Genomic DNA, 19,088 nt, shown 5'->3' with positions numbered 1-19,088 from the left:
GCAGATGCGTTTCACGGGTATAGCTTCTGTTCAATACCCGTGATTAAAGGTGTGACTATGGGAAATTTAGACGTGATAATCGATTCGCTACGCTTTCCTTTTGTGTATCTTTAAGCTTCCCTTTGGTGGATCGCCAAGTTAAATGGGTGTCCGTATAATCTGCAATGACGTCGGTTTCATCCTTACCATCTTGAAAAAACTTCCAAAGTTCTTCAAAAGGAGGTTTCTTGCCGAATGATTTGCAAGCGGCCACTATTGCCTTGGTTAAATTGTCTTGGCGCTTTTCTGATTTTTTTCGCGGCCTCGACGTAAAACCTTCTACCAGCTTATTTGCTGCTTCCTGGTCGTCAGTCTCGGTTATTGGCGGTTCATTTATCCGTTCGATTACCGACAAACAACTTTTCTCCCAAGCGCATATCAATGAATCATCGGAAGCCGGAACGCCATACATTGCGCAAAAATCCCGGTATTTATAGGCTGCTATCAACGGGGCTGCGGAACATGAAAAATCGATTTCCAATCCGTCCGGATGCGCACCTTTCACCTGCCAGCGTTGAGGTAAACCATTCTGATAAAGCTTTTCAACCTTGCATTAGATTTCGCAACCGCAAGCATGTTGGTCGAGTCTTTTGGTTTCACCCGGCTTAATCCCTCTCAATAATGCGCCCCATCCGCAAGCGGGTTGATGTCCATTTATCAATTCACTTCCACGCGATTCCCTGTGCATTTCCAATATTCTTTGATAGGAACGGATAAGTGAAGCAGCGTAGCCGACTGCCACAGAAGAGTTGTAATTCCAAGAACAAATCACGCCAATGTCATCAAATTCAAGATCGCCACTTCCTATTGCGTCGCGCAATGAACTTAACAGGATCTTGCGATTGTCTTTATCATGGGTGAAATGCAAATTTGCAATTTGTTCCAGGCTAAGCGCTTGCGGCCAATTTTCACCCTCTAAGCTTTTGTCGAAGTCCTTGGCTCTGATCCACGAAAATTTATCGCCCATTACTGGCCCCGAAAATCTTGGCATTCATTGCGGCAACTACACTTGAAACATGACCGTCGCTCAAATGGGCATAGCGCTTCACCATCGCCAAGGTTTTATGCCCCAATACTTCGGCGATTTCGGCCAGTGACGCGCCGTTCATCGCTAGATATGACGCAGTGCAATGCCGTAAATCATGCCAATGAAAATCATTGATTTCGGCGCGTTTCAGGGCATTCTCAAAGGCACTTCTTAAGTCAATCGGCTTTTGTGCGTTTATGTTGCCTGGGAATAGCAAATCGGTATCAAGTCGCCTAACCTTAGCATGTTCATGCAGCAGTTCCAGCGCCAAGCCGGACAGCGGTACGCGCCGTCTTTCGCCGTTCTTGGTTTCGTGCAGTATGATTGCGCCGACTTTTAAATCAACATCCGGCCAGCGTAAGCCCATAAGCTCACCTTGGCGCATCCCAGTAGACAGTGCCAGGATGACGCAAGGATAAAGCCAAGCGTTTGATGATTCCTTGCAAGCGATTAAAAACCTTTCCCGTTCGTCATCGTCCAGAAATCGGACACGGCCGCGTGATTCCTTGGGTTTTTTAACCTTCCGCATGGGTGAATCTTCGAGCCATTGCCATTCCTTAACAGCGACTCCAAACGCATGAGATAAGGCCGCCATGTATCGAACCACTGTTGCGGGGCTTCGTTGCGTTCCTCGATACGTTATTCCCGTGGCTAATTCATCTCGGCATTGAACAATTAAAGACGGGTAACATCGGCCAGAACATACGGGCCTAATTTGGTTTTCCACCATTCAAGCTGCATTGCTTGCTTGTCGGCCTGCTTCGGTTTCGTAGGCAGAACGTCTTTAATGTATCTGTCCACCATCTCGGCAAATGTGTGTTTTTTGGCTTCGGCCGCTTTAAAGTGTCGGCCTTCCCTGATTGCGGATTCGGTAGCCGTTGCCCATTTCTTGGCATCGGTCGGCCGTTGGAAGGTTGCGGATTGCGCCGGGTAGCCTTTGAGTCTGACTTTAACCCGATAGGATGTTTCGCCATTTTCGGCTGTTCGTTTTTCGATGGTCGCCATATTATCCCCTTGGGGCAATGGCGGTATAATCTGCGGTAGCCATTGCTTAACCCTGCTTGTTAAGTGGTGGTTAGGGTCTGGCGGTGTTGGTAGCACTTCCAGGCCCGTTTTTTTTGCTGCGGTGAAATACTACAACAAAGCACAATATCCAGCAATCGAAGGATATAATATCCCTTGTTGTTATTCTTCTAGCTTTTGATAAATAAGGGGTATAAATTTAGTTGTGTTTAAATGGGGCACTTGAAAACAAAAAGGCCGCTGAATGGCTAATTTTTAGCCAGTCTGTTGGGTGGTGTCTTGGATGAGTTTAGCGGGTTTCGCTGGTGCGCGGTAGGCAAGTTTTTTGTCAAAAAAACCGGCCTGATGTTTTGGGGGTTTGTTGCAGTGAGTTATAAGGAAGTGTCCCGCCAGTGTCCCGCAAAAATACTAGATAATAAAAAAGGACTTGGCTACAAACCTAAGTCATTGAAATTATTGGTGCCTCGGGCCGGAGTCGAACCGGCACGGTGTTGCCACCGAGGGATTTTAAGTCCCTTGCGTCTACCAATTTCGCCACCGAGGCATCGGTGCGCTGATAAGCGGCGTATTATATTAGTAATCGTGAAAATAAACTAGGGCAGGGAGGGAATTTTTCAGCTCGTATCGTCTCGCATTCTTCACTTGTCCAGTTACAGTTTATGTGATGTTTCTTGCCAATTGCTTAGTTTGGGATTAGGGGCTGTTGCCATTTTGGAAACCGGCCCTTGAAATTCCGGTATTCCGCCGCAAGGATTGTTTTTTCAATCATAGAGCAAGCAATCAATGCCGCGACAACTGTTTACGGACGACCATTGGAATAAACTGAAATCCGCTCTGCTGAATTTGGGGATTTATGACAAACCGACGCTTCGGCAAACGGTTGAAGGCATTTATTATCGGATGCGAGTCGGTTGCCCGTGGCGAGACTTGCCAGCTGCCTTTGGCAAATGGAATGCGGTCTATAAGCGCTTCAATGCCTGGTCGCTTCAAGAAAAATTGATGAAACTCTTTCGGGTACTGGTTGTGGAACCGGATTTGGAATGGACATTCCTTGATGGCAGTATCGTGAAAGCCCACCAGCATAGCAGCGGCGCAGCCCATGAACAGGAAACAGCAATCGGGAAATCGGTTGTCGGTAACACGACGAAAATTCACATGGCCGTTGATGCGGGCGGACTTCCCATCCACTTCTCGGTCACCGGCGGGGAAGTCCATGACTGCAAAGAGGCGCCGGAATTGGTTGCTAAACTTCCCTTGGTTGCTAAACTTCCCTTGGTTGACTACATGGTGGCCGACAAAGGCTATGACAGTGAAGCTTTACGGGCTCAGATTCGAAATCAAGGGGCTGTACCGGTTATTCCAAGAAAACAGAATTCAACGATTGGGAATGAGGAAAGGGATTGGTGTCTCTACAAATATCGCCACCTCGTCGAAAATCTGTTTGCGCGACTAAAGCGTTTCAGAGCGGTCGCCACGCGATACGACAAATTGAAGCGCAATTTTGAAAGCGTCATCGCCTTGGCCTGCGGTTTCATCTGGCTGCCCATGTAAAATGGCAACAGCCCCTAATGTCCAGACTATAAATTTGCATCGTTTTCAGCCGTTTTTCAAGAATCAATTCCCATAGAAAAAAAACATGTTTAGAACATTTTCCAGTGAATCGATTGCGCTGTTGTTGTTTCTGACAATGACATCCAATATCGCTCAGGGTGCTGATAAGGTTGGTATCGGCGATTTTTCATCCGGGTCGTTGCGGGATTGGGAAACACAATCGTTCAAAGGGCAGACTCAATATCGATTGGTCGAACAGAACGGCATGAAAGTGTTGAAGGCCGACAGCATAGCGAGCGCGTCGGGGCTGTTCAGGAAACAGCGCATCGATCTGACCAAAACGCCGTTTTTGAACTGGCGTTGGCGGATTGAAAACCGACTCGGCAAGCTGAATGAGCAGTCCAAGCCGGGGGACGATTATGCGGCGCGGGTGTATGTGGTGATTGAGAGTGGGCTGGCGTTCTGGCGTAAGAAGGCGCTCAATTATGTCTGGGCAAGCACCTCGCCGAAGGGTAGAATCTGGCCGAATGCGTTTGCGGGCGAGCATGTGATGATGCTGGCGTTACGCTCGTCAAGCGATGATGTTGCTACCTGGTATGACGAAAAACGCAACATTTTGGATGACTTGCGCAAGCAGTTCGGCGAGGACATTCGTTTTATCGACGCGGTGGCGATCATGACCGATACCGACAATGCCGGAGGCCGGGCGACAGCCTATTACGGCGACATTTTTTTCAGCGCGAATTAAATCATGCATGCAACGTTACCGCTTCTCGAACAGACCGATTTCCCGCCTCTTTACCGGAACGAACTGGCGGTGTTGCAGGTCAATCTCGGTTATTTGTGCAACCTGAGTTGCACGCACTGTCATGTAAACGCGGGACCGAAAAGGACCGAATTGATGGACAAGGAAACGGTCGGTCTGGTGCTGGCATTTATCGAAAAAGAAGCCATCAAAACGCTTGATCTGACAGGCGGCGCGCCGGAGATGAATCCCCATTTTCGTAAACTGGTGACGAAGGCGAGGCAGTTGGGTGTCAAGGTGATCGATCGCTGCAATCTGGTGATTTTGGAAGAGCCCGGCTACGAGGATTTAGCCGAGTTTCTCGCGGCCAATCAAGTCGAAATCACCGCGTCGCTGCCGTGTTATCTGGAAGACAATGTTGATCGGCAGCGCGGCAAAGGCACGTTTCAGCAGAGCATCTTGGCGCTACAATCCTTGAACCGGCTCGGTTACGGGCAGGAAAACGGCAATCTGCGCCTGAGTCTGGTCTTCAATCCGCAAGGGGCAACACTGCCGCCGGCGCAAGAGCCGCTCGAAAAAGCCTACAAGGCCCATCTTCGCGACGATTACGGCATTACCTTCAATCAGTTGTTCGCGATGGCCAATCTGCCGATTCAGCGTTTCGGCAGCATGCTGGTCAGCAAGGGTTTGTTTAACGATTATCTGCAATTGTTGAAAGACAATCACTGCGCCGAAAATCTGCGGTATGTGATGTGCCTGAATACGTTGAGCATCGACTGGCAGGGGTATGTATATGACTGCGATTTCAACCAGATGCTGCAATTGTCGCTGGGCGCTTATGCCGACCAAAAAATTCATTTAAAACAACTGTTCGGCCGGACGTTGACCGGCGCACCGATCAGTGTCCGCCAGCATTGCTACGGGTGCACGGCCGGGCAGGGCAGCAGTTGCGGCGGTGCGTTAATCTGATAATACTGAAAAAGGAGCAAAAATGAGTCCAGAAACGAGTGTGTTGGCGCGCTATTCCGAAGGCGCGGCGGAAAGGCAGGAAGCTTTGTGCTGTCCTGTCGATTATGACCGGGAATTGCTGGCGATCCTGCCACAGGAAATTATCGACAAGGACTACGGTTGCGGCGATCCGTCCCGCTATGTACAGCAAGGCGACACCGTGCTCGATCTGGGTTCCGGTTCCGGCAAAATCTGCTATATGGCCGCGCAACTGGTCGGCGAAGAGGGCAAGGTGATCGGCGTCGATATGAACGACAACATGCTCGCGCTGGCGCGGAAATATCAGCCGGAAATGGCAGAAAAAATCGGCTCGAACCGGGTCGAATTCGTGAAAGGGCAGATTCAGGATCTGGCGCTCGATCTGGCCGCGATGGACGCGCATCTGGCGCAACACCCGGTCAAGAGTTCGCTTGATCTGATCGCGCTGAGGGCCTGGCAGGACAAACAGCGTAGGGAAACGCCGCTGATTGCGGAAAATTCGGTCGATCTGGTCATTTCGAACTGCGTGTTGAATCTAGTGCATGACAGCGACAAGGCGCAATTGATCCGCGAGATTTTTCGTGTCGTGAAGCCCGGCGGACGTGTCGCGATTTCGGATATCGTCTCTGACGAACCCGTGCCTGAGCATTTGAAACAGGACCCCGATCTATGGAGTGGTTGCATCTCGGGCGCGCTACAGGAGCACAATTTCTTGCAGGCATTCATCGACGCCGGCTTCATCGCGGTCAGCTACGATAAGTGGGAAAACAGCCCTTGGCAGGTCGTCGAAGGTCTGGAGTTCCGCTCGGTCACGATTACAGCGATGAAGCCGTTAAATGAACCGTGTTTCGACAAAGGCCATGCGGTGATTTACCGAGGGCCTTTTTCGAAGGTGTACGATGATGACGGTCATGTGTTTTTCCGCGGCCAGCGCATGGCGGTTTGCGAGCGCACATGTAAGGTCCTGACCGGCCCTGCTTACGGCGATAATTTCATCGGCATTGCGCCATTAAATGATAATCCGGGCGTGCCCTGGTGCGCGCCGGCTGGTACTGTGCGTCCGGTTAGCGAAACGAAAGGGGCGTTGCATCATCAGGATCAATGCTCGGGAGGCGGGGGATGTTGCTAAGCAAGTGAGGAAAGGGGAGCGGCTACTAAGCGATGGCGCCGTTCCCCCTGGATTCGCTCTGGCGGAGGCCAGGGCTAAGGTTTTCTTTCCTTCAGTAAATCGCGGATTTCAGCCAGCAACAGTTCCTCCTTGGTCGGTACGGGAGTTGGAGCAGGGGGAGTTGGCTCTTGCTTCTTCAGCTTGTTGATCAGTTTTATCACCAGAAAAATCACAAAGGCGATAATCGTAAAGTCGATCACGGTTTGCAGAAAAGCGCCGTATTTCAACATCACCGCCGGCGCATCTTCCGATGCATCCTTGAGCTTGATCGCGAGGTCGGAAAAGTCGACGCCGCCAATCAAGATGCCGATTGGCGGCATGATCACATCAGCGACAATCGACGATACGATCTTGCCGAAAGCCGCGCCGATGATGATGCCGACCGACATGTCCACCGCATTGCCTTTGATGGCAAATTCTTTGAATTCTTGTAATACGCTCATGAATAGTCTCCTGCGTTATTGATAATAGGCTTTGCTGTTACATCTTAAACGCGCTATCGGGCTAAAAACTCTACTTGCCCGGGTCAATTCTAATATAATTCGCCATTATGAATCATGAACATTTTATGCGACGAGCGATCGAGCTTGCCAAACAGGCACCACAGTATCCTTTTGGCGCGGTGATTATCCGGCGCGAGAACGGTCAGTGCGTCGGCGAGGGTTTTAACCGCTCGGATTTGAATCCGACTTTTCATGGCGAAATGGTTGCGATCAATGCTTGTGCGCAGCGGCATCGTTCAGAAGATTGGAGCGGTTTCGATCTTTATACGACGGCGGAACCCTGCGCGATGTGTCAAAGCGCGATCGAATGGGCAGGTATAGGCCGGGTTTTTTACGGATCCTCGATACCTTATCTACAAGCGCTGGGTTGGCGGCAAATCGATTTGCGTGCGGTTGAGGTCAGCGCAAAAGCCGCTTTTCGCCCTACTCTGATCACCGGCGGCATCCTCGAAGCCGAATGCAATGCGTTATTCGCCGCAGCGCAAAAGGGTCACTTCGATGACAGTTCCGACTAGTGAAGCTTTGATAGGGTTATTCATCCCGCCGGGTTGCTGATGCCGTTTTAAGTTCGGAGCTGTCATCAAACTGTCATTAACTCAGGATTACAATCCGCGCTTTTATTTTTCTTTGGCATCATGACTAAACTGACTATTCTCGTGGTTGAGGACGAAGAGGCAATCCGCTCGATGCTGCTGCTGGTGCTCGAACAGGCCGGTTTCACCGCGCATGCGGCGGGCGACGCCAGGGAGGCGCAAACGCTGTTGGATCAGACGCATGTGGACCTGATTCTGCTCGACTGGATGCTGCCCGGTATCAGCGGCGCCGAATGGGCGCGGCGCTTGCGCAAAGAAAGCGCCTATCAGGAATTGCCGATCATTTTGCTGACCGCTCGCGGTGAGGAAGAGGACAAGGTGCGCGGTTTCGATGTCGGCGTCGATGACTATATGACCAAGCCGTTTTCGCCGAAGGAACTGGTCGCCAGGATTCGCGCGGTACTGCGCCGAAGCGGCAAGTTGCTGGGTGGAGGGCAAATTATCCTCGGCGATCTGTCGCTCGATTCCGAACAGCACCGACTGAGCATCGGCGAGCGGCAACTCGAGGTTAGTCCGACCGAATTCCGCCTGATGCAGTTTTTCATGACTCACCCGGACAAGGTCTATACGCGCACACAGTTGCTTGATCAAGTGTGGGGACGCAGTGTATATATCGAGGAGCGCACGGTAGATGTCCATATTCGCCGGCTCAGAAAAATTTTGGCCGAGTATGGCCGTGAAGAACTGTTACAAACGGTGCGCGGCTTCGGCTACCGGTTTTCGTTGATAGAATAGACTCATGAGTATTTGGCAAAGGGAAATCACGATCGCGCTGCTGTCGTTATTCGCGGTAGCCGTGATCGGCGGGCTGACGGGATATTGGTTGCCGATGCTGTTGGCCGTGGCGTTGATTTTTTTGTGCCGGCAAATCTATCAGATCAACCGCTTCGAGCGTTGGATCAGGGTGGGCGGTAAGGGCGGCTACCCGAATACGAAAGGGATTTGGGAAGAGATCTACTATCATGTCTACCGGATCAAAAAAAATGACAAGCGCCGCAAAAAGAAACTGGGCAAAATGATCGATCAGTTTCGCCAGTCGACCGAAGCCTTGCCCGATGCGGCAGTCGTTTTGGGCAGTGATGATGAAATCGAATGGGCAAATAAAGCCGCTTTGAATGTACTGGGCTTGCAACAATCGGATAAAGGCCAGCGCATTCTCAATTTGCTCCGTTATCCCGAGTTTGTCCGCTATTTTGACGCGAAGGATTTTAGAGACGCGATCATTTTGCCGTCGCCGGTAGATGCCAACATTATTTTGGCTGTCAGAATCGTCAGTTACGGCGCCGGCTTGCGATTGCTGTTGGCGCAGGATGTCACCCAGTTGAAGCAGATGGAAAGGATGCGCAAGGATTTTGTCGCGAATGTATCGCACGAACTCAGAACGCCGCTGACGGTGTTGAAAGGTTATATCGAAACCTTGCAGGATCTGGATGACGGTGGCTCCGCTTTATTGACCGGTTCGCTGGAACAAATGCGCGGACAGACCGAGCGCATGCAGCATCTGGTTGACGACTTGTTGATGCTGACTCGTCTCGAAACACAGCAAAGGCGCACGCTTTGTGTCGATATGCCGGCATTGCTGAAGCAAATTTGCAGTGAAGGCGGCGGGGTCGAAAATTCGTCCGGACACATCGAATTATCCCTGGAGTCGGAAGTTAATATTCATGGCGACGAACAGGAGTTGCGCAGCGCCTTTACCAATCTGCTCGGCAACGCACTTAAATATTCGCCGGCCGATTCGGTGGTAAACGTGCGCTGGTTTCAGGACGGCGATACGGCCGTACTCGAAGTGCAGGACCGGGGGATCGGTATCGCGGCGGCAGACATCCCGCGGGTGACCGAGCGTTTTTATCGCGCCGAATCGCATCACGGCCGAAAAACTCCCGGTACGGGGCTTGGCCTGGCGATCGTCAAGCATGTGTTGCTGCGTCATGATGCCCGCCTGCATATCATCAGCGAACTCGGAAAAGGGAGCTGTTTCAGTTGTCATTTTCCAGCAAATCGCTTGTGCGATTGATCGGTAAGTTTTTGAATTTCGCTTATAATGATTTTCCAGCCCAACCCATGTCTTGACGGGAGTAATCGGTGAGGCAGCGGGTGACGGCGTTCAATAATAACGATCTTATAAAGTAACGGCCGCGGCGAAAGGTCGCTGGTGATGACAGAGGAGCGCAAATGAAAGACTTGCTAAAACAGTTACTGAATTATTTTCTGATCGGTGTGCTGGCGCTGATACCTATCGTAATTACGCTGCAGATCATGATCTTTGTCAAGGATCGCGTGTCCGATCTAATCGGTACCGTTTATGCCGTCGCGGACAATTATCTTTATACGATCATGGTGTTCGGCGTCAGTATTGCGCTTCTGGTCTGGATCGGCCACAAAATCGTCAAGGACGGCCGCTACTGGGTGATTGCGACCATCGACAACATTATCGAAAGAATTCCGGTATTGAATACCATTTACCGAGTCATCAAAAAACTTATCAATATGTTTTCCGGCCATGACAAGGCCATTGCCAAGGAAGTGGTTTATGTCGAATATCCGAAGGAAGGCGTCTGGATGGCGGCGTATGTGACCAATCGCTTCGACGACAAATATGTGTTGTTCATTCCAACCTCCCCGAATCCGACGTCCGGCTTCACCGCGATCGTGGACAAGTCGAAAGTCATCAAGTCGGCGATGAATATCGAAGAAGCCAGCAGCCTGATCATCAGCGTCGGCGTTGACTTCAACAAAGTCTCCGAAATCGGCAGCTTGCCGAAAGTTTAGCGGAATAAGCAGTAAGCCCACATGATCAAACCCAAAATTCTCGCCTTTTCCGGCAGCGCCCGGAAAAATTCCTATAATCAGCGCCTGGTCCGAATCGCTGCGCAAGGTGCGGAACAGGCCGGCGCCGAGGTGACGGTCATCAATCTGGCCGATTTTCCGATGCCGATCTTCAATCAGGACGAGGAGGCGGAGCACGGCCTCCCTGAGGCGGCGCGCGCTTTCAAGCAGTTGTTGATCGCGCATGACGGCGTGCTGATCGCATCGCCTGAATACAACAGCGCCTTTAGTCCATTGCTGAAAAATGCCATAGACTGGGCGTCCCGGCGTGAAGGCGATGAAATGCCGTTGCTGGCCTACCGGGGAAAGGTCGCGGCGATCATGGCAGCGTCTCCGGGCGCTTTGGGCGGAATGAGGGGGCTGGTTTTTTTACGTTTGTTGCTCAGCAACATCGGCGTGACCGTGCTGCCCGAACAGCAGGCGATCGTGCAGGCCGACAAAGCCATGCATCCCGACGGCTACCTGAACGATGCTCAGTTGCAGGCAGCCGTCATAAAATTAGGGACGAGGTTGACCGAGGTATTGCGGAAATTGCGGGATTAACTGCTGCGAAAGTCAAAAACCCAGCGTTGCCGTTGCTTTATTGGCGATCGCTCGAGGTTGGGTAGATACCCTCCCAAAATAGATAGGTATCCGGTTTTTTGCATTGGTAAGGCGCTATGTTTGGCGTCACGCAGGCGTAGTCGGTATCGATGATTCCGAACGAACGATGCAGGGTTAACCAGGATGTCGTTGATCAGGTGTAGATATTCAAAAACGGGCTTCAACGCCGGCAGGAATCAGCGTGCTGGCGACTACGTTTGCTAAAACGTCATTAATAGCCGAGATGAGTAAGTTACCAATGCGGATATGCCTGGATATGCGATGTTTAACGCTCTGACTGCCTGTGTTTTCCCCTTTGTTCGGAACATTAACCAGCAAAATTTCCCGCGCATTGTGATGGATAGAAAGATTGATCACCGTATCGGTAATATTTTGAATGATATTCTCTATTGCAAATTAGAGTAATTCTAGGCCGATTAATCCTCGCGGGATTGCATCACGTACGTCATTTCCTCCGACTTCCAAGATAAATAAGGTTTGGGAGGTCATTTCAAACCCGTCTTTGATAAAAGCGTCCTTTTGATCCGGCAGATTAAACCGGCATGGATAAGCTGAGCGGTCCGTGCGCCGCCGACCGCATAATTGGGCGACATGTCGTCCCGGTTTCAACGCCGGACGGCTATCGCCGGGCATTTTGAGTGAGATGGCTAAACATTCAACCCAAGTGTCGCCGTTGGTAAAATGATGGCCGCCTTTGGCATCGGGCGTTATCGGGATAATCGATTCAACCAGTCGATCATAGGGTGGGGCGCTTAATGTTGAGGTTACGCATTGCTCGAAAATTTTGGGATCGGACAACGACTTAAGCAAGAAAAAGTCGTTACCGGGATCGGTCAAACCGGCGTCGAAAGTCACGATTCTGTCATAAGGCGTTTGAGCCGGTTTCTTCCCGATTGCTTTGCCAGTGTTCATCGAATTGTCTCTTGGTTTTCTGGGGATCCGCTTGACGATGCCAGTTTCACTGGAAGCAGAATTGTAATTAAACGGAGCGGTCCCTTTTTAAGCAGACACTGCAATCGCCGACGCTCTAGCAGTCATCTTGCTTACTTTAACTGTTCCAATCAATTGGTAGTTTTTTACTAAGTGACGGATACTTCATTATTTTGTTTTTCCAGTGCTGGCAGGCATTCAAATAAGGTGACAGTCAGCCATCGATTTTTCGAGCCTTTAAACAGTTTTCATCAATCCGACCCATGCCACAATTCGACCCTTCATACGGTTACACCCTGGACCAATTGAAACGTATCGAGCCGCCTCCGCCGCCGGATGATTTTGTGCCTTTTTGGCAGAAGCGTTATCAGCGTGCGCTGTCATTGGAGCCGTACCAGCGCCTCACTCGTTGCGGTTGGTCGCATCCCTCTTTCGAGTGTTACGATCTGAATTACCGTTCCACGGATGCTTTCGAAATCTGGGGGTGGGCCCTTGTTCCGAAGCATGCGCAGGTAACGCGCGGCGTGATCGTCGGGCACGGCTACGGCGGACGCGAGGGACCGGATTTTCATCTGCCGATTCCGAATGCGGTTTTTTTGTTTCCATGTTTTCGCGGACTGTCCCGCAGCCGGCGCTGGCCGATTTCGGACAATCCGGCTTATCATGTACTTCATGACATCGATAAGAAAGACCGCTACATCCTGGGCGGTTGCGTTGAAGATTTGTGGGTTGCGGTGTCTGCCTTGCTGGCATTATTTCCCTCCGTAGCGGGCCATATCGCCTATCTCGGCATCAGCTTTGGCGGCGGCATCGGCGCGCTGGCGCTGCCGTGGGACAGACGCATCCAGCGCGCCCATTTCAATGTGCCGAGTTTCGGCCATCACCCGCTACGCCTGAAACTGCCGACCTGGGGCAGCGCGGCGTCGCTGCAAAACTACCAGAGCCAGCACAGTCATATTCTCGACATATTGCGCTATTATGATGCCGCGGTCGCAGCACGGTTCATTGAGGCGCCCGTGCATGTGGCCGCAGCGCTGGCGGATCCGGTGGTGGCCCCGCCTGGACAGTTCAGCATTTACAACGCGCTGCCACGGGAAAAACGCCTATTCGTCCTTGAAAGAGGACATGCGGAGTATCCCCGCAAAGCGGCGCAGGAAAACGAATTAATTGCGGAATTGGGGGAGTTTTTCAGCGGATTATGAAGCGGGAATATCACTATTGGCACAGTCCTGATCTGGGACGCGACATGGAACTGTTGGTGTTCGGCCATAACGGGGCGAAAGTCCTGATGTTTCCGACCCGCGACGGGCGTTTTTACGAATACGAAGATATCGGCATCGTCGGTATACTGGCCGACAAAATCGATGCAGGCCATCTGCAATTGTATTGCGTGGACAGCATCGCGCACGAGAGTTTTTATTGCGGCTGGTGTCATCCGTCCGGGCGGATTCGGCGACATATTCAGTATGAAGACTACATTTTGAACGATGTGCTGCCGTTTATGATGAAGAATAATCAGCACCCCTGCACGATCGCCTTCGGTTGCAGCCTGGGCGCATATAAAGCCGCCACTATTGCTTTTCGCCATCCTCATCGATTTCAAAAATTGTGCGCGTTTTCAGGCAGATACGATTTGACTATGCCGGCCGAGCACTTTTACAATCTGTTCGACGGCTATTACGACGACAACATCTATTTCCACACGCCGACGCATTTTCTGCCCCAACTCGACTGTGAATCGCGCCTGCAATATATGCGGCAGATGGACATGGTATTCGCGATCGGCAAGGAAGATCCGTTTCTCGACAACAACCGTTATCTGAGTGATATATTGTGGTCCAAAGGCATTCCGCATGCCCTGCACAAATGGGATGGACGTGCGCATCGCGGTGCATATTGGCGGCAGATGACAAGGCTCTATGTGTGATATACCGGAGTCAAGTGCATGGCTTATTTCAATTGCATCTGCAACAATCAGGCAAATGTATAGTCCCATGTAAATGAAGAGGGCGTCGGTTAGGGACGTGCTTGAATTGACTGTTATTTCATGGAGATTCCGATGGTGAGAACCCAAACAGCAATGCCGATTTTTCCCCGGTTTTTGAGTATAAAAAGCACTTTTATCGGGGCCTTTCTCTTGTTCATGCTGAGTGCCTGCCAAACCGTTTCGACGCCCGAACAAACCACCTCGGCCTTCTGGAAAGCGATGGCGGATGGGGATATCGAAACCGCCAGAAGCCATACGATGCAGGAAAGCCAACATCTCGTAACCCGGCAGAAAAATCTGGAAGGCGCATCCCTGGAGACAGGAAAGGTCTTGATCGACGGCGGTAACGCGAGGGTCGCAACCTTGCTGACGCTGCAAAGGCCCGAAAACAATAGGATCTTATCGTTCGATACCGTGCTTGCGAAAGAAAACGATCGCTGGAAGGTGGACTATCAGCAAACGTTGAATAATCTGTTGCACCAGCCCTTCGGCGAAATCTTTAAAAGCCTCGGGAAAATTGGCGAAGCGATCAACAAGGAACTGGAACAACAGATTCCGCTGTTTGAGCAACAACTCAAGTCTTTCAGCGAAGAGTTGTTTAGGCAACTCGAAGAGTTTCGCCGTGAATTGGAAAAAAACCTCCCGCCTGAAAAACAGCCGCTTCATCCGGGCACGACTTGACGGTTGAACGCACCATTCATAGGATGGGGCCTCTGTTGAGTCGTGTAATCCGTCTTGGAACCAAAGTCACTTACAGACTCCGCCTCATCATTCCGGGCATTACTTGGTCGTTTAATCCTCTTTGGGCATGCCGGAATGTCGGATTGAGTAGTTAAACGGCGCCAATTAATACACCGTCAGTTGCCTTTCAATACTCGGCATCATGAAAAACACTCTGTACATCGTCCAGATCATTCAACATATCCAAAAACTTTTCAAACAAGGCTATATCGTCACCGCTAATCGGCGTAGCGCCTCTCGGCACGAATTGAATTTCGTCGACTTCAAAATCGATCTCGCCGAGTAAATCGGTTAAGGCTTGCTTGGCCTTGGCGTAGTCGGCCTGCGGCGTGAAGACAGTAATTTTTCCATCCTCGTTTTCAATATCGGTCACATCGACATCGGCTCCGAGCAACGCTTCGAGAACTGCGTCCTCGTCAGCGCTTTTAAATGCCAGGATAGCGGCATGGTCGAACATGTGGCTGACCGTGCCCTGGGTGCCGATTTTACATTTTGTCTTGGTAAAACATAGACGGACATCGCCAAAAGTCCGGTTAGGGTTGTCGGTGAGACAGTCGATGATCACCATGCAGCCGCCGGGGCCGAAGCCTTCATAGCGCGCTGGCGCGAAATCTTCGCCGCCTCCGCCTTTTGCTTTGTCGATGGCTTTCTCAATCACGTGGGTAGGGACTTGATCTTTCTTGGCCCGATCGATCAACCCACGCAAGGTCAAGTTTCCAGACGGGTCGATGCCCCCGGATTTTGCACACACATAGATTTCACGGCCATATTTGCTGTAGACCTTGGCCTTGGCATCAGCTGTTTTGGCCATGGAAACTTTACGGTTTTGATAAGCTCTACCCATTGGGCTATTGCTCCATTGAAAACAAAAAGATGGGAATTTTACAGGCAAGTATTCGTAAAGGAAACCTTTTAGCTTTTTACTTAGAAATCGCCAATCCTTTTAGAGACAAAGGGCATTATGGAAACTGCGCTGACATTGCCGAATAAAACCCCCCGCTTGTTTCATGGCAATACGAAGTTCTTACGGTTGGCTGTGTTGCAAGGTTGAACCGATTCGCGGATGATCTCGGCCAGACGCCGCACGCCAGGACCCACAAAGTCCGAGTTGGCTAAGATTATGTATAAAGAAACCTCGATGATTCCGCCTTCCCGTAAAGAGAGTGGTTTTAGCAATCCTGTCTCTAACTCCTCATGGATATGCTCCTCCGGCAGCCAAGCAAAACCGAAACCCATGGAGACTGCCTGGATCGACGTGGCAATCTGGCTCACCGTCCAGCGCTGATCAACTTCGACAGATACCGCGCGCCGGTCGCGCTTGCTTCCCGAATCCCGAACCACCAGATGCCGATAGGCGCGCAAGTCGTGATGGGTGAGCTCGCGTCCATATCGATGCAGGGGGTGATCGGCATGCGCGACGGCGATCAAGCGTATTCGCATCAGCAACTCGCCTAAAAAACCTGGCGGCTGTTGGGGCGAAATCACCAGGTCGGCTTCACCCTTGAGCAGCGCATCGGCAGTTCCTCCCAGCACTGACTCAATCACTTCAACCCGTGTTCTTGGGCTTTCCTGGCCGAAACGATCCAGGCAGGCCAAGAGGAGCCGAGAAGGAAAAAGTATTTCAGCCGCGATATGAATCTCGGCTTCCCACCCTGCGGAAAGTGTGTGCGCCGCCCGCTCCAGATCGCTGGCCTCCTCCACTAATGCCAACGCGCGCCGGTAAAGCATCTGGCCTGTAGGTGTGAGTATGGCTTTGCGGCCTTGAATCTCGAATGCTTTCACGTTCAGCTGAGATTCGATTTTTTGTACCGCGTAGGACACAGCGGATTGGCTTTTATGCAGGATTTCCGCTGCCTGGGCGTAACCGCCGGCATCCACTACCGCGATCAGTGATCGCCATTGCTCAAGAGTAATTTGAGGTGTCATGATTAATGATCTACAAATTAGATAATTATAAGCAGTATATTATACTTTTTTATCTATTTGTCTGGTGATTTAATATCTTCACTTTCAGCAACGGAGGAAAAACCTCATGAAAACCCTGCTCCAAATCAATTCCAGCATTTTCTCTTCCGGCGGCCAATCCAGCCAACTCGCGGATCAATTTGTCGTTGCATGGCATAAAAACCATCCGGATGCCCAGGTGCTTGCCCGCGACCTGGCACAGGAACCCTTGCCGCATCTGGATGCGCAGCGAGTGATGGCATTTTTTGCGAAGCCGGAAGTGCGGAATCCAGAGCAGCAAGCTTTTGTGGCGAAGTCGGATGCACTGATCGATGAGATCAAACAGGCAGACGTCATTGTCATTGGCTTGCCTATGTATAACTTCGGCATCCCTTCGACGCTCAAGGCTTACTTCGACCACATCGCCCGAGCCGGGGTGACTTTCCGCTACACCGAAAAGGGCCCCCAAGGCTTGCTGACCGGCAAGAAGGTTTATGTTTTCGCTACGCGAGGCGGGCTTTATGCCGGTACGCCGCTCGACACCCAAACCCGCTACGTGCGGGACTTCCTCGGCTTTTTAGGCATCACCGATGTCGAGTTCGTTTATGCCGAAGGGCTCAACATGGGAGAGGCACGCAAGGATGCGGCATTGGCCGAGGCCAATCAGCAACTCGCCAAATTGGCGGCTTGATTTGACAGTTTTTATCATTCCTAAAATAAGGATCCGCGTCATGAAACACATACCATTTTTTACTTTAGCTGCCGCTTTTTCAAGCGCTGCTTTGGCCGCACCTGAAACCTACGTAATCGACGGCACCCATACCTATCCGCGTTTTTCTTATAGCCATTTCGGCTACTCGACGCAGCTAAGCCGCTTCGACAAGACCTCCGGCAAGATTATTATCGATCGCGAGGCGAAAACAGGTTCTGTCAACGTCACCATCGACGCCACTTCGGTCGATACCGGCTACCCCTTGTTCAACGAGCATATCCAGGGGGCGGATTTTCTGGACACCGGCAGATATCCAATCGCTAACTTTACCGCCAGCAAAGTCAACTTCGACGGCGACAATGTCTCGTCAGTCGATGGTACGCTTACGCTTAAAGGGATCAGCAAGCCGGTATCACTGACGGTGGCATCTTTCCAATGCATGCCTCATCCGATGCTGAAGAAGGAGGCTTGCGGAGCCAATGCAACAGCAGTCGTTAAGCGCACTGACTTCAACATGGGCAAATACGCGCCCAATGTCGGCGACGATGTAACGCTGACTATCTCAGTCGAAGCCATCAAGGAATAAGCTTTTGGCTAAAACCGAAGACTTACGTTTATCCCGTTCCGGAACAACAATCGACGACGGTAACTGGATCTACCCGTTACCGTTACACGAATTTATTAAGGAGTAAGACATGCCTACTCGAACCTTGAAGCAAGTGATCAGCGCCATACCGACCTCCGATGGAGGCGGCGTCAAATTGCTGCGCAGTCTTGGGCAATCTCAATATTTGCGCCTCGATCCATTCCTGATGCTGGACGAATTTTCATCAATGAATGCCGATGACTACATCGCCGGCTTTCCCGATCATCCCCACCGGGGTTTCGAGACGGTGACTTACATATTGGATGGTCACATGCTGCATCAGGACCACCTAGGGCACCGAGGCGACTTGAAGAGCGGATCGGTACAATGGATGACCGCCGGACGAGGCATCATCCACTCCGAAATGCCGCAACAAGAGAGTGGCCGCATGCGGGGGTTCCAGCTTTGGGTGAACTTGCCGGCTGCTGAGAAAATGAAACCGGCTGCATACCAGGATATTCAACCGGAGGACATTCCCCAGCTAAACCTGCGGGGCGGCGGCCAGGTGAAAATCATTGCCGGGACTGCACAAATCGATGACCGGCGCGTATCCGGGCCAATCCAGGGGTTGAGCACCGAGCCATTGTTCCTGGATGTCCGGCTGACTGCAGACGCACATTTTGTCCACCCGATTGCTCAAAGCCATAACGCATTTATTTATATTTACGAAGGCGGGGCAGAAATCGGTCCATTGGCAGAAAGGCAGCCGCTTGGAACGCATGCCGCCGGGGTGCTTTCCGAAGGTGACAGCATGCAAGTTCATGCAGGTGAGGAGGGTGTCGCTTTTCTGGTGCTGGCTGGCAGACCCTTACGCGAGCCGATTGTCCAGTATGGCCCCTTCGTCATGAATACACGGGACGAAATTGAGCAGGCGATTGCAGACTATCGGAATGGACAGTTGGTATCCGGCAGAGTATGAGCCGTAAAGGCAACTGCCCAGATAATTAGTGTCTGCCCGAAAAGTATAATTTTCCCTATCCACCGGCCGAATTTTTAAGCGACTCACACTTTTGTGTGGAGCCGTAGCTCAGGCAGGCAGGCGGGTTTTCCTGTGTCCAAA

The 19,088-nt window shown here is 51.4% G+C and carries 24 protein-coding genes and 1 tRNA gene; 15 read left to right on the top strand and 10 right to left on the bottom strand.

What is annotated here, in order from left to right:
- Positions 1-55: 55 nt before the first annotated feature.
- From U2W12_RS01965 to U2W12_RS01945, 5 genes are all read right to left on the bottom strand, one after another.
- A complete protein-coding gene (locus U2W12_RS01965; protein ID WP_326498990.1) occupies positions 56-544 on the bottom strand; it encodes a hypothetical protein in 489 nt (162 codons plus the stop codon).
- Between the two features lie 48 nt (positions 545-592).
- Positions 593-1,006 (bottom strand): hypothetical protein, encoded by a 414-nt coding sequence (locus U2W12_RS01960; protein WP_326498989.1) that lies wholly within the window; start codon positions 1,004-1,006, stop codon positions 593-595.
- The gene (locus U2W12_RS01955) at positions 996-1,796 is read right to left on the bottom strand and encodes a site-specific integrase (RefSeq protein ID WP_326498988.1); all 801 of its coding nucleotides are present in this window, start codon (positions 1,794-1,796) and stop codon (positions 996-998) included. Before U2W12_RS01955 ends, U2W12_RS01960 begins: the two co-directional genes overlap by 11 nt.
- A complete protein-coding gene (locus U2W12_RS01950; protein ID WP_326498987.1) occupies positions 1,742-2,071 on the bottom strand; it encodes a hypothetical protein in 330 nt (109 codons plus the stop codon). The genes U2W12_RS01955 and U2W12_RS01950 overlap by 55 nt, the downstream gene beginning before the upstream one ends.
- 475 nt (positions 2,072-2,546) lie before the next feature.
- Positions 2,547-2,633 (bottom strand) — tRNA-Leu (locus tag U2W12_RS01945).
- 239 nt (positions 2,634-2,872) lie between these two features.
- Between U2W12_RS01945 and U2W12_RS01940 the strand changes: the two genes are divergently transcribed.
- From U2W12_RS01940 to U2W12_RS01925, 4 genes are all read left to right on the top strand, one after another.
- Positions 2,873-3,640: an IS5 family transposase gene (locus U2W12_RS01940; RefSeq protein ID WP_326498986.1), complete on the top strand. Its 768-nt coding sequence runs from the start codon at positions 2,873-2,875 to the stop codon at positions 3,638-3,640.
- A gap of 85 nt (positions 3,641-3,725) precedes the next feature.
- Positions 3,726-4,388, top strand: coding sequence for a DUF3047 domain-containing protein (locus tag U2W12_RS01935; RefSeq protein ID WP_326498985.1), 663 nt, complete (start codon positions 3,726-3,728; stop codon positions 4,386-4,388).
- Positions 4,389-4,391: 3 nt separating this feature from the next.
- On the top strand, positions 4,392-5,354 hold the full coding sequence (gene arsS, locus U2W12_RS01930) for an arsenosugar biosynthesis radical SAM (seleno)protein ArsS (protein ID WP_326498984.1): 963 nt from the start codon (positions 4,392-4,394) through the stop codon (positions 5,352-5,354).
- 22 nt (positions 5,355-5,376) lie between these two features.
- Complete coding sequence (locus U2W12_RS01925) at positions 5,377-6,501, top strand: methyltransferase domain-containing protein (RefSeq protein WP_326498983.1); 1,125 nt, start codon at positions 5,377-5,379, stop codon at positions 6,499-6,501.
- A gap of 74 nt (positions 6,502-6,575) precedes the next feature.
- On the opposite strand, the gene mscL is transcribed toward U2W12_RS01925, so the two are convergent.
- The gene (mscL, locus tag U2W12_RS01920) at positions 6,576-6,983 is read right to left on the bottom strand and encodes a large-conductance mechanosensitive channel protein MscL (protein WP_326498982.1); all 408 of its coding nucleotides are present in this window, start codon (positions 6,981-6,983) and stop codon (positions 6,576-6,578) included.
- Positions 6,984-7,090: 107 nt separating this feature from the next.
- Here mscL and U2W12_RS01915 point away from each other — a divergent pair, with 107 nt between their 5' ends.
- From U2W12_RS01915 to U2W12_RS01895, 5 genes are all read left to right on the top strand, one after another.
- On the top strand, positions 7,091-7,558 hold the full coding sequence (locus U2W12_RS01915; protein ID WP_326498981.1) for a nucleoside deaminase: 468 nt from the start codon (positions 7,091-7,093) through the stop codon (positions 7,556-7,558).
- Positions 7,559-7,678: 120 nt separating this feature from the next.
- Complete coding sequence (gene phoB / locus U2W12_RS01910; RefSeq protein ID WP_326498980.1) at positions 7,679-8,371, top strand: phosphate regulon transcriptional regulator PhoB; 693 nt, start codon at positions 7,679-7,681, stop codon at positions 8,369-8,371.
- Between the two features lie 4 nt (positions 8,372-8,375).
- Positions 8,376-9,653: a phosphate regulon sensor histidine kinase PhoR gene (gene phoR, locus U2W12_RS01905; protein ID WP_326498979.1), complete on the top strand. Its 1,278-nt coding sequence runs from the start codon at positions 8,376-8,378 to the stop codon at positions 9,651-9,653.
- Between the two features lie 158 nt (positions 9,654-9,811).
- On the top strand, positions 9,812-10,408 hold the full coding sequence (locus U2W12_RS01900; protein WP_326498978.1) for a DUF502 domain-containing protein: 597 nt from the start codon (positions 9,812-9,814) through the stop codon (positions 10,406-10,408).
- A 21-nt stretch (positions 10,409-10,429) separates the two neighbouring features.
- On the top strand, positions 10,430-11,008 hold the full coding sequence (locus U2W12_RS01895; protein WP_326498977.1) for an NAD(P)H-dependent oxidoreductase: 579 nt from the start codon (positions 10,430-10,432) through the stop codon (positions 11,006-11,008).
- Positions 11,009-11,215: 207 nt separating this feature from the next.
- Here U2W12_RS01895 and U2W12_RS01890 read toward each other — a convergent pair whose 3' ends face one another.
- Positions 11,216-11,425: a hypothetical protein gene (locus U2W12_RS01890; protein WP_326498976.1), complete on the bottom strand. Its 210-nt coding sequence runs from the start codon at positions 11,423-11,425 to the stop codon at positions 11,216-11,218.
- Positions 11,426-11,464: 39 nt separating this feature from the next.
- Complete coding sequence (locus U2W12_RS01885; protein WP_326498975.1) at positions 11,465-11,923, bottom strand: hypothetical protein; 459 nt, start codon at positions 11,921-11,923, stop codon at positions 11,465-11,467.
- Positions 11,924-12,261: 338 nt separating this feature from the next.
- Here U2W12_RS01885 and U2W12_RS01880 point away from each other — a divergent pair, with 338 nt between their 5' ends.
- From U2W12_RS01880 to U2W12_RS01870, 3 genes are all read left to right on the top strand, one after another.
- On the top strand, positions 12,262-13,200 hold the full coding sequence (locus U2W12_RS01880) for an acetylxylan esterase (protein ID WP_326498974.1): 939 nt from the start codon (positions 12,262-12,264) through the stop codon (positions 13,198-13,200).
- On the top strand, positions 13,197-13,925 hold the full coding sequence (locus U2W12_RS01875; protein ID WP_326498973.1) for an alpha/beta hydrolase-fold protein: 729 nt from the start codon (positions 13,197-13,199) through the stop codon (positions 13,923-13,925). The genes U2W12_RS01880 and U2W12_RS01875 overlap by 4 nt, the downstream gene beginning before the upstream one ends.
- 132 nt (positions 13,926-14,057) lie before the next feature.
- Positions 14,058-14,666 carry a hypothetical protein gene (locus tag U2W12_RS01870; protein WP_326498972.1) on the top strand — a complete coding sequence of 203 codons (609 nt, stop codon included), beginning with the start codon at positions 14,058-14,060 and terminating at the stop codon, positions 14,664-14,666.
- A 187-nt stretch (positions 14,667-14,853) separates the two neighbouring features.
- On the opposite strand, the gene U2W12_RS01865 is transcribed toward U2W12_RS01870, so the two are convergent.
- Positions 14,854-15,537, bottom strand: coding sequence for a YebC/PmpR family DNA-binding transcriptional regulator (locus tag U2W12_RS01865; protein ID WP_326498971.1), 684 nt, complete (start codon positions 15,535-15,537; stop codon positions 14,854-14,856).
- Positions 15,538-15,731: 194 nt separating this feature from the next.
- A complete protein-coding gene (locus U2W12_RS01860; RefSeq protein WP_326498970.1) occupies positions 15,732-16,652 on the bottom strand; it encodes a LysR family transcriptional regulator in 921 nt (306 codons plus the stop codon).
- A gap of 106 nt (positions 16,653-16,758) precedes the next feature.
- Here U2W12_RS01860 and U2W12_RS01855 point away from each other — a divergent pair, with 106 nt between their 5' ends.
- From U2W12_RS01855 to U2W12_RS01845, 3 genes are all read left to right on the top strand, one after another.
- Entirely contained in the window at positions 16,759-17,361 is a 603-nt protein-coding gene (locus tag U2W12_RS01855; protein WP_326498969.1) for an FMN-dependent NADH-azoreductase, read from the top strand.
- Between the two features lie 40 nt (positions 17,362-17,401).
- Positions 17,402-17,968: a YceI family protein gene (locus tag U2W12_RS01850; protein ID WP_326498968.1), complete on the top strand. Its 567-nt coding sequence runs from the start codon at positions 17,402-17,404 to the stop codon at positions 17,966-17,968.
- Positions 17,969-18,077: 109 nt separating this feature from the next.
- Positions 18,078-18,947 (top strand): pirin family protein, encoded by an 870-nt coding sequence (locus U2W12_RS01845; RefSeq protein WP_326498967.1) that lies wholly within the window; start codon positions 18,078-18,080, stop codon positions 18,945-18,947.
- Positions 18,948-19,088: the final 141 nt, after the last annotated feature.

It is taken from the genome of Methylomicrobium sp. Wu6 (assembly GCF_035916875.1).
Lineage (GTDB): Bacteria > Pseudomonadota > Gammaproteobacteria > Methylococcales > Methylomonadaceae > Methylomicrobium.
This window is presented reverse-complemented; position numbering and strand designations above follow the sequence as displayed.

What these genes read in the sequence shown, in the direction of transcription:
- U2W12_RS01960 (WP_326498989.1), bottom strand. Translation starts at nt 1,006, where the DNA reads ATGGGCGATAAATTTTCGTGGATCAGAGCCAAGGACTTCGACAAAAGC.
- U2W12_RS01955 (WP_326498988.1), bottom strand. Translation starts at nt 1,796, where the DNA reads ATGGTGGAAAACCAAATTAGGCCCGTATGTTCTGGCCGATGTTACCCG.
- U2W12_RS01950 (WP_326498987.1), bottom strand. Translation starts at nt 2,071, where the DNA reads ATGGCGACCATCGAAAAACGAACAGCCGAAAATGGCGAAACATCCTAT.
- U2W12_RS01940 (WP_326498986.1), top strand. Translation starts at nt 2,873, where the DNA reads ATGCCGCGACAACTGTTTACGGACGACCATTGGAATAAACTGAAATCC.
- U2W12_RS01935 (WP_326498985.1), top strand. Translation starts at nt 3,726, where the DNA reads ATGTTTAGAACATTTTCCAGTGAATCGATTGCGCTGTTGTTGTTTCTG.
- arsS (WP_326498984.1), top strand. Translation starts at nt 4,392, where the DNA reads ATGCATGCAACGTTACCGCTTCTCGAACAGACCGATTTCCCGCCTCTT.
- U2W12_RS01925 (WP_326498983.1), top strand. Translation starts at nt 5,377, where the DNA reads ATGAGTCCAGAAACGAGTGTGTTGGCGCGCTATTCCGAAGGCGCGGCG.
- mscL (WP_326498982.1), bottom strand. Translation starts at nt 6,983, where the DNA reads ATGAGCGTATTACAAGAATTCAAAGAATTTGCCATCAAAGGCAATGCG.
- U2W12_RS01915 (WP_326498981.1), top strand. Translation starts at nt 7,091, where the DNA reads ATGAATCATGAACATTTTATGCGACGAGCGATCGAGCTTGCCAAACAG.
- phoB (WP_326498980.1), top strand. Translation starts at nt 7,679, where the DNA reads ATGACTAAACTGACTATTCTCGTGGTTGAGGACGAAGAGGCAATCCGC.
- phoR (WP_326498979.1), top strand. Translation starts at nt 8,376, where the DNA reads ATGAGTATTTGGCAAAGGGAAATCACGATCGCGCTGCTGTCGTTATTC.
- U2W12_RS01900 (WP_326498978.1), top strand. Translation starts at nt 9,812, where the DNA reads ATGAAAGACTTGCTAAAACAGTTACTGAATTATTTTCTGATCGGTGTG.
- U2W12_RS01895 (WP_326498977.1), top strand. Translation starts at nt 10,430, where the DNA reads ATGATCAAACCCAAAATTCTCGCCTTTTCCGGCAGCGCCCGGAAAAAT.
- U2W12_RS01880 (WP_326498974.1), top strand. Translation starts at nt 12,262, where the DNA reads ATGCCACAATTCGACCCTTCATACGGTTACACCCTGGACCAATTGAAA.
- U2W12_RS01875 (WP_326498973.1), top strand. Translation starts at nt 13,197, where the DNA reads ATGAAGCGGGAATATCACTATTGGCACAGTCCTGATCTGGGACGCGAC.
- U2W12_RS01870 (WP_326498972.1), top strand. Translation starts at nt 14,058, where the DNA reads ATGGTGAGAACCCAAACAGCAATGCCGATTTTTCCCCGGTTTTTGAGT.
- U2W12_RS01865 (WP_326498971.1), bottom strand. Translation starts at nt 15,537, where the DNA reads ATGGCCAAAACAGCTGATGCCAAGGCCAAGGTCTACAGCAAATATGGC.
- U2W12_RS01860 (WP_326498970.1), bottom strand. Translation starts at nt 16,652, where the DNA reads ATGACACCTCAAATTACTCTTGAGCAATGGCGATCACTGATCGCGGTA.
- U2W12_RS01855 (WP_326498969.1), top strand. Translation starts at nt 16,759, where the DNA reads ATGAAAACCCTGCTCCAAATCAATTCCAGCATTTTCTCTTCCGGCGGC.
- U2W12_RS01850 (WP_326498968.1), top strand. Translation starts at nt 17,402, where the DNA reads ATGAAACACATACCATTTTTTACTTTAGCTGCCGCTTTTTCAAGCGCT.
- U2W12_RS01845 (WP_326498967.1), top strand. Translation starts at nt 18,078, where the DNA reads ATGCCTACTCGAACCTTGAAGCAAGTGATCAGCGCCATACCGACCTCC.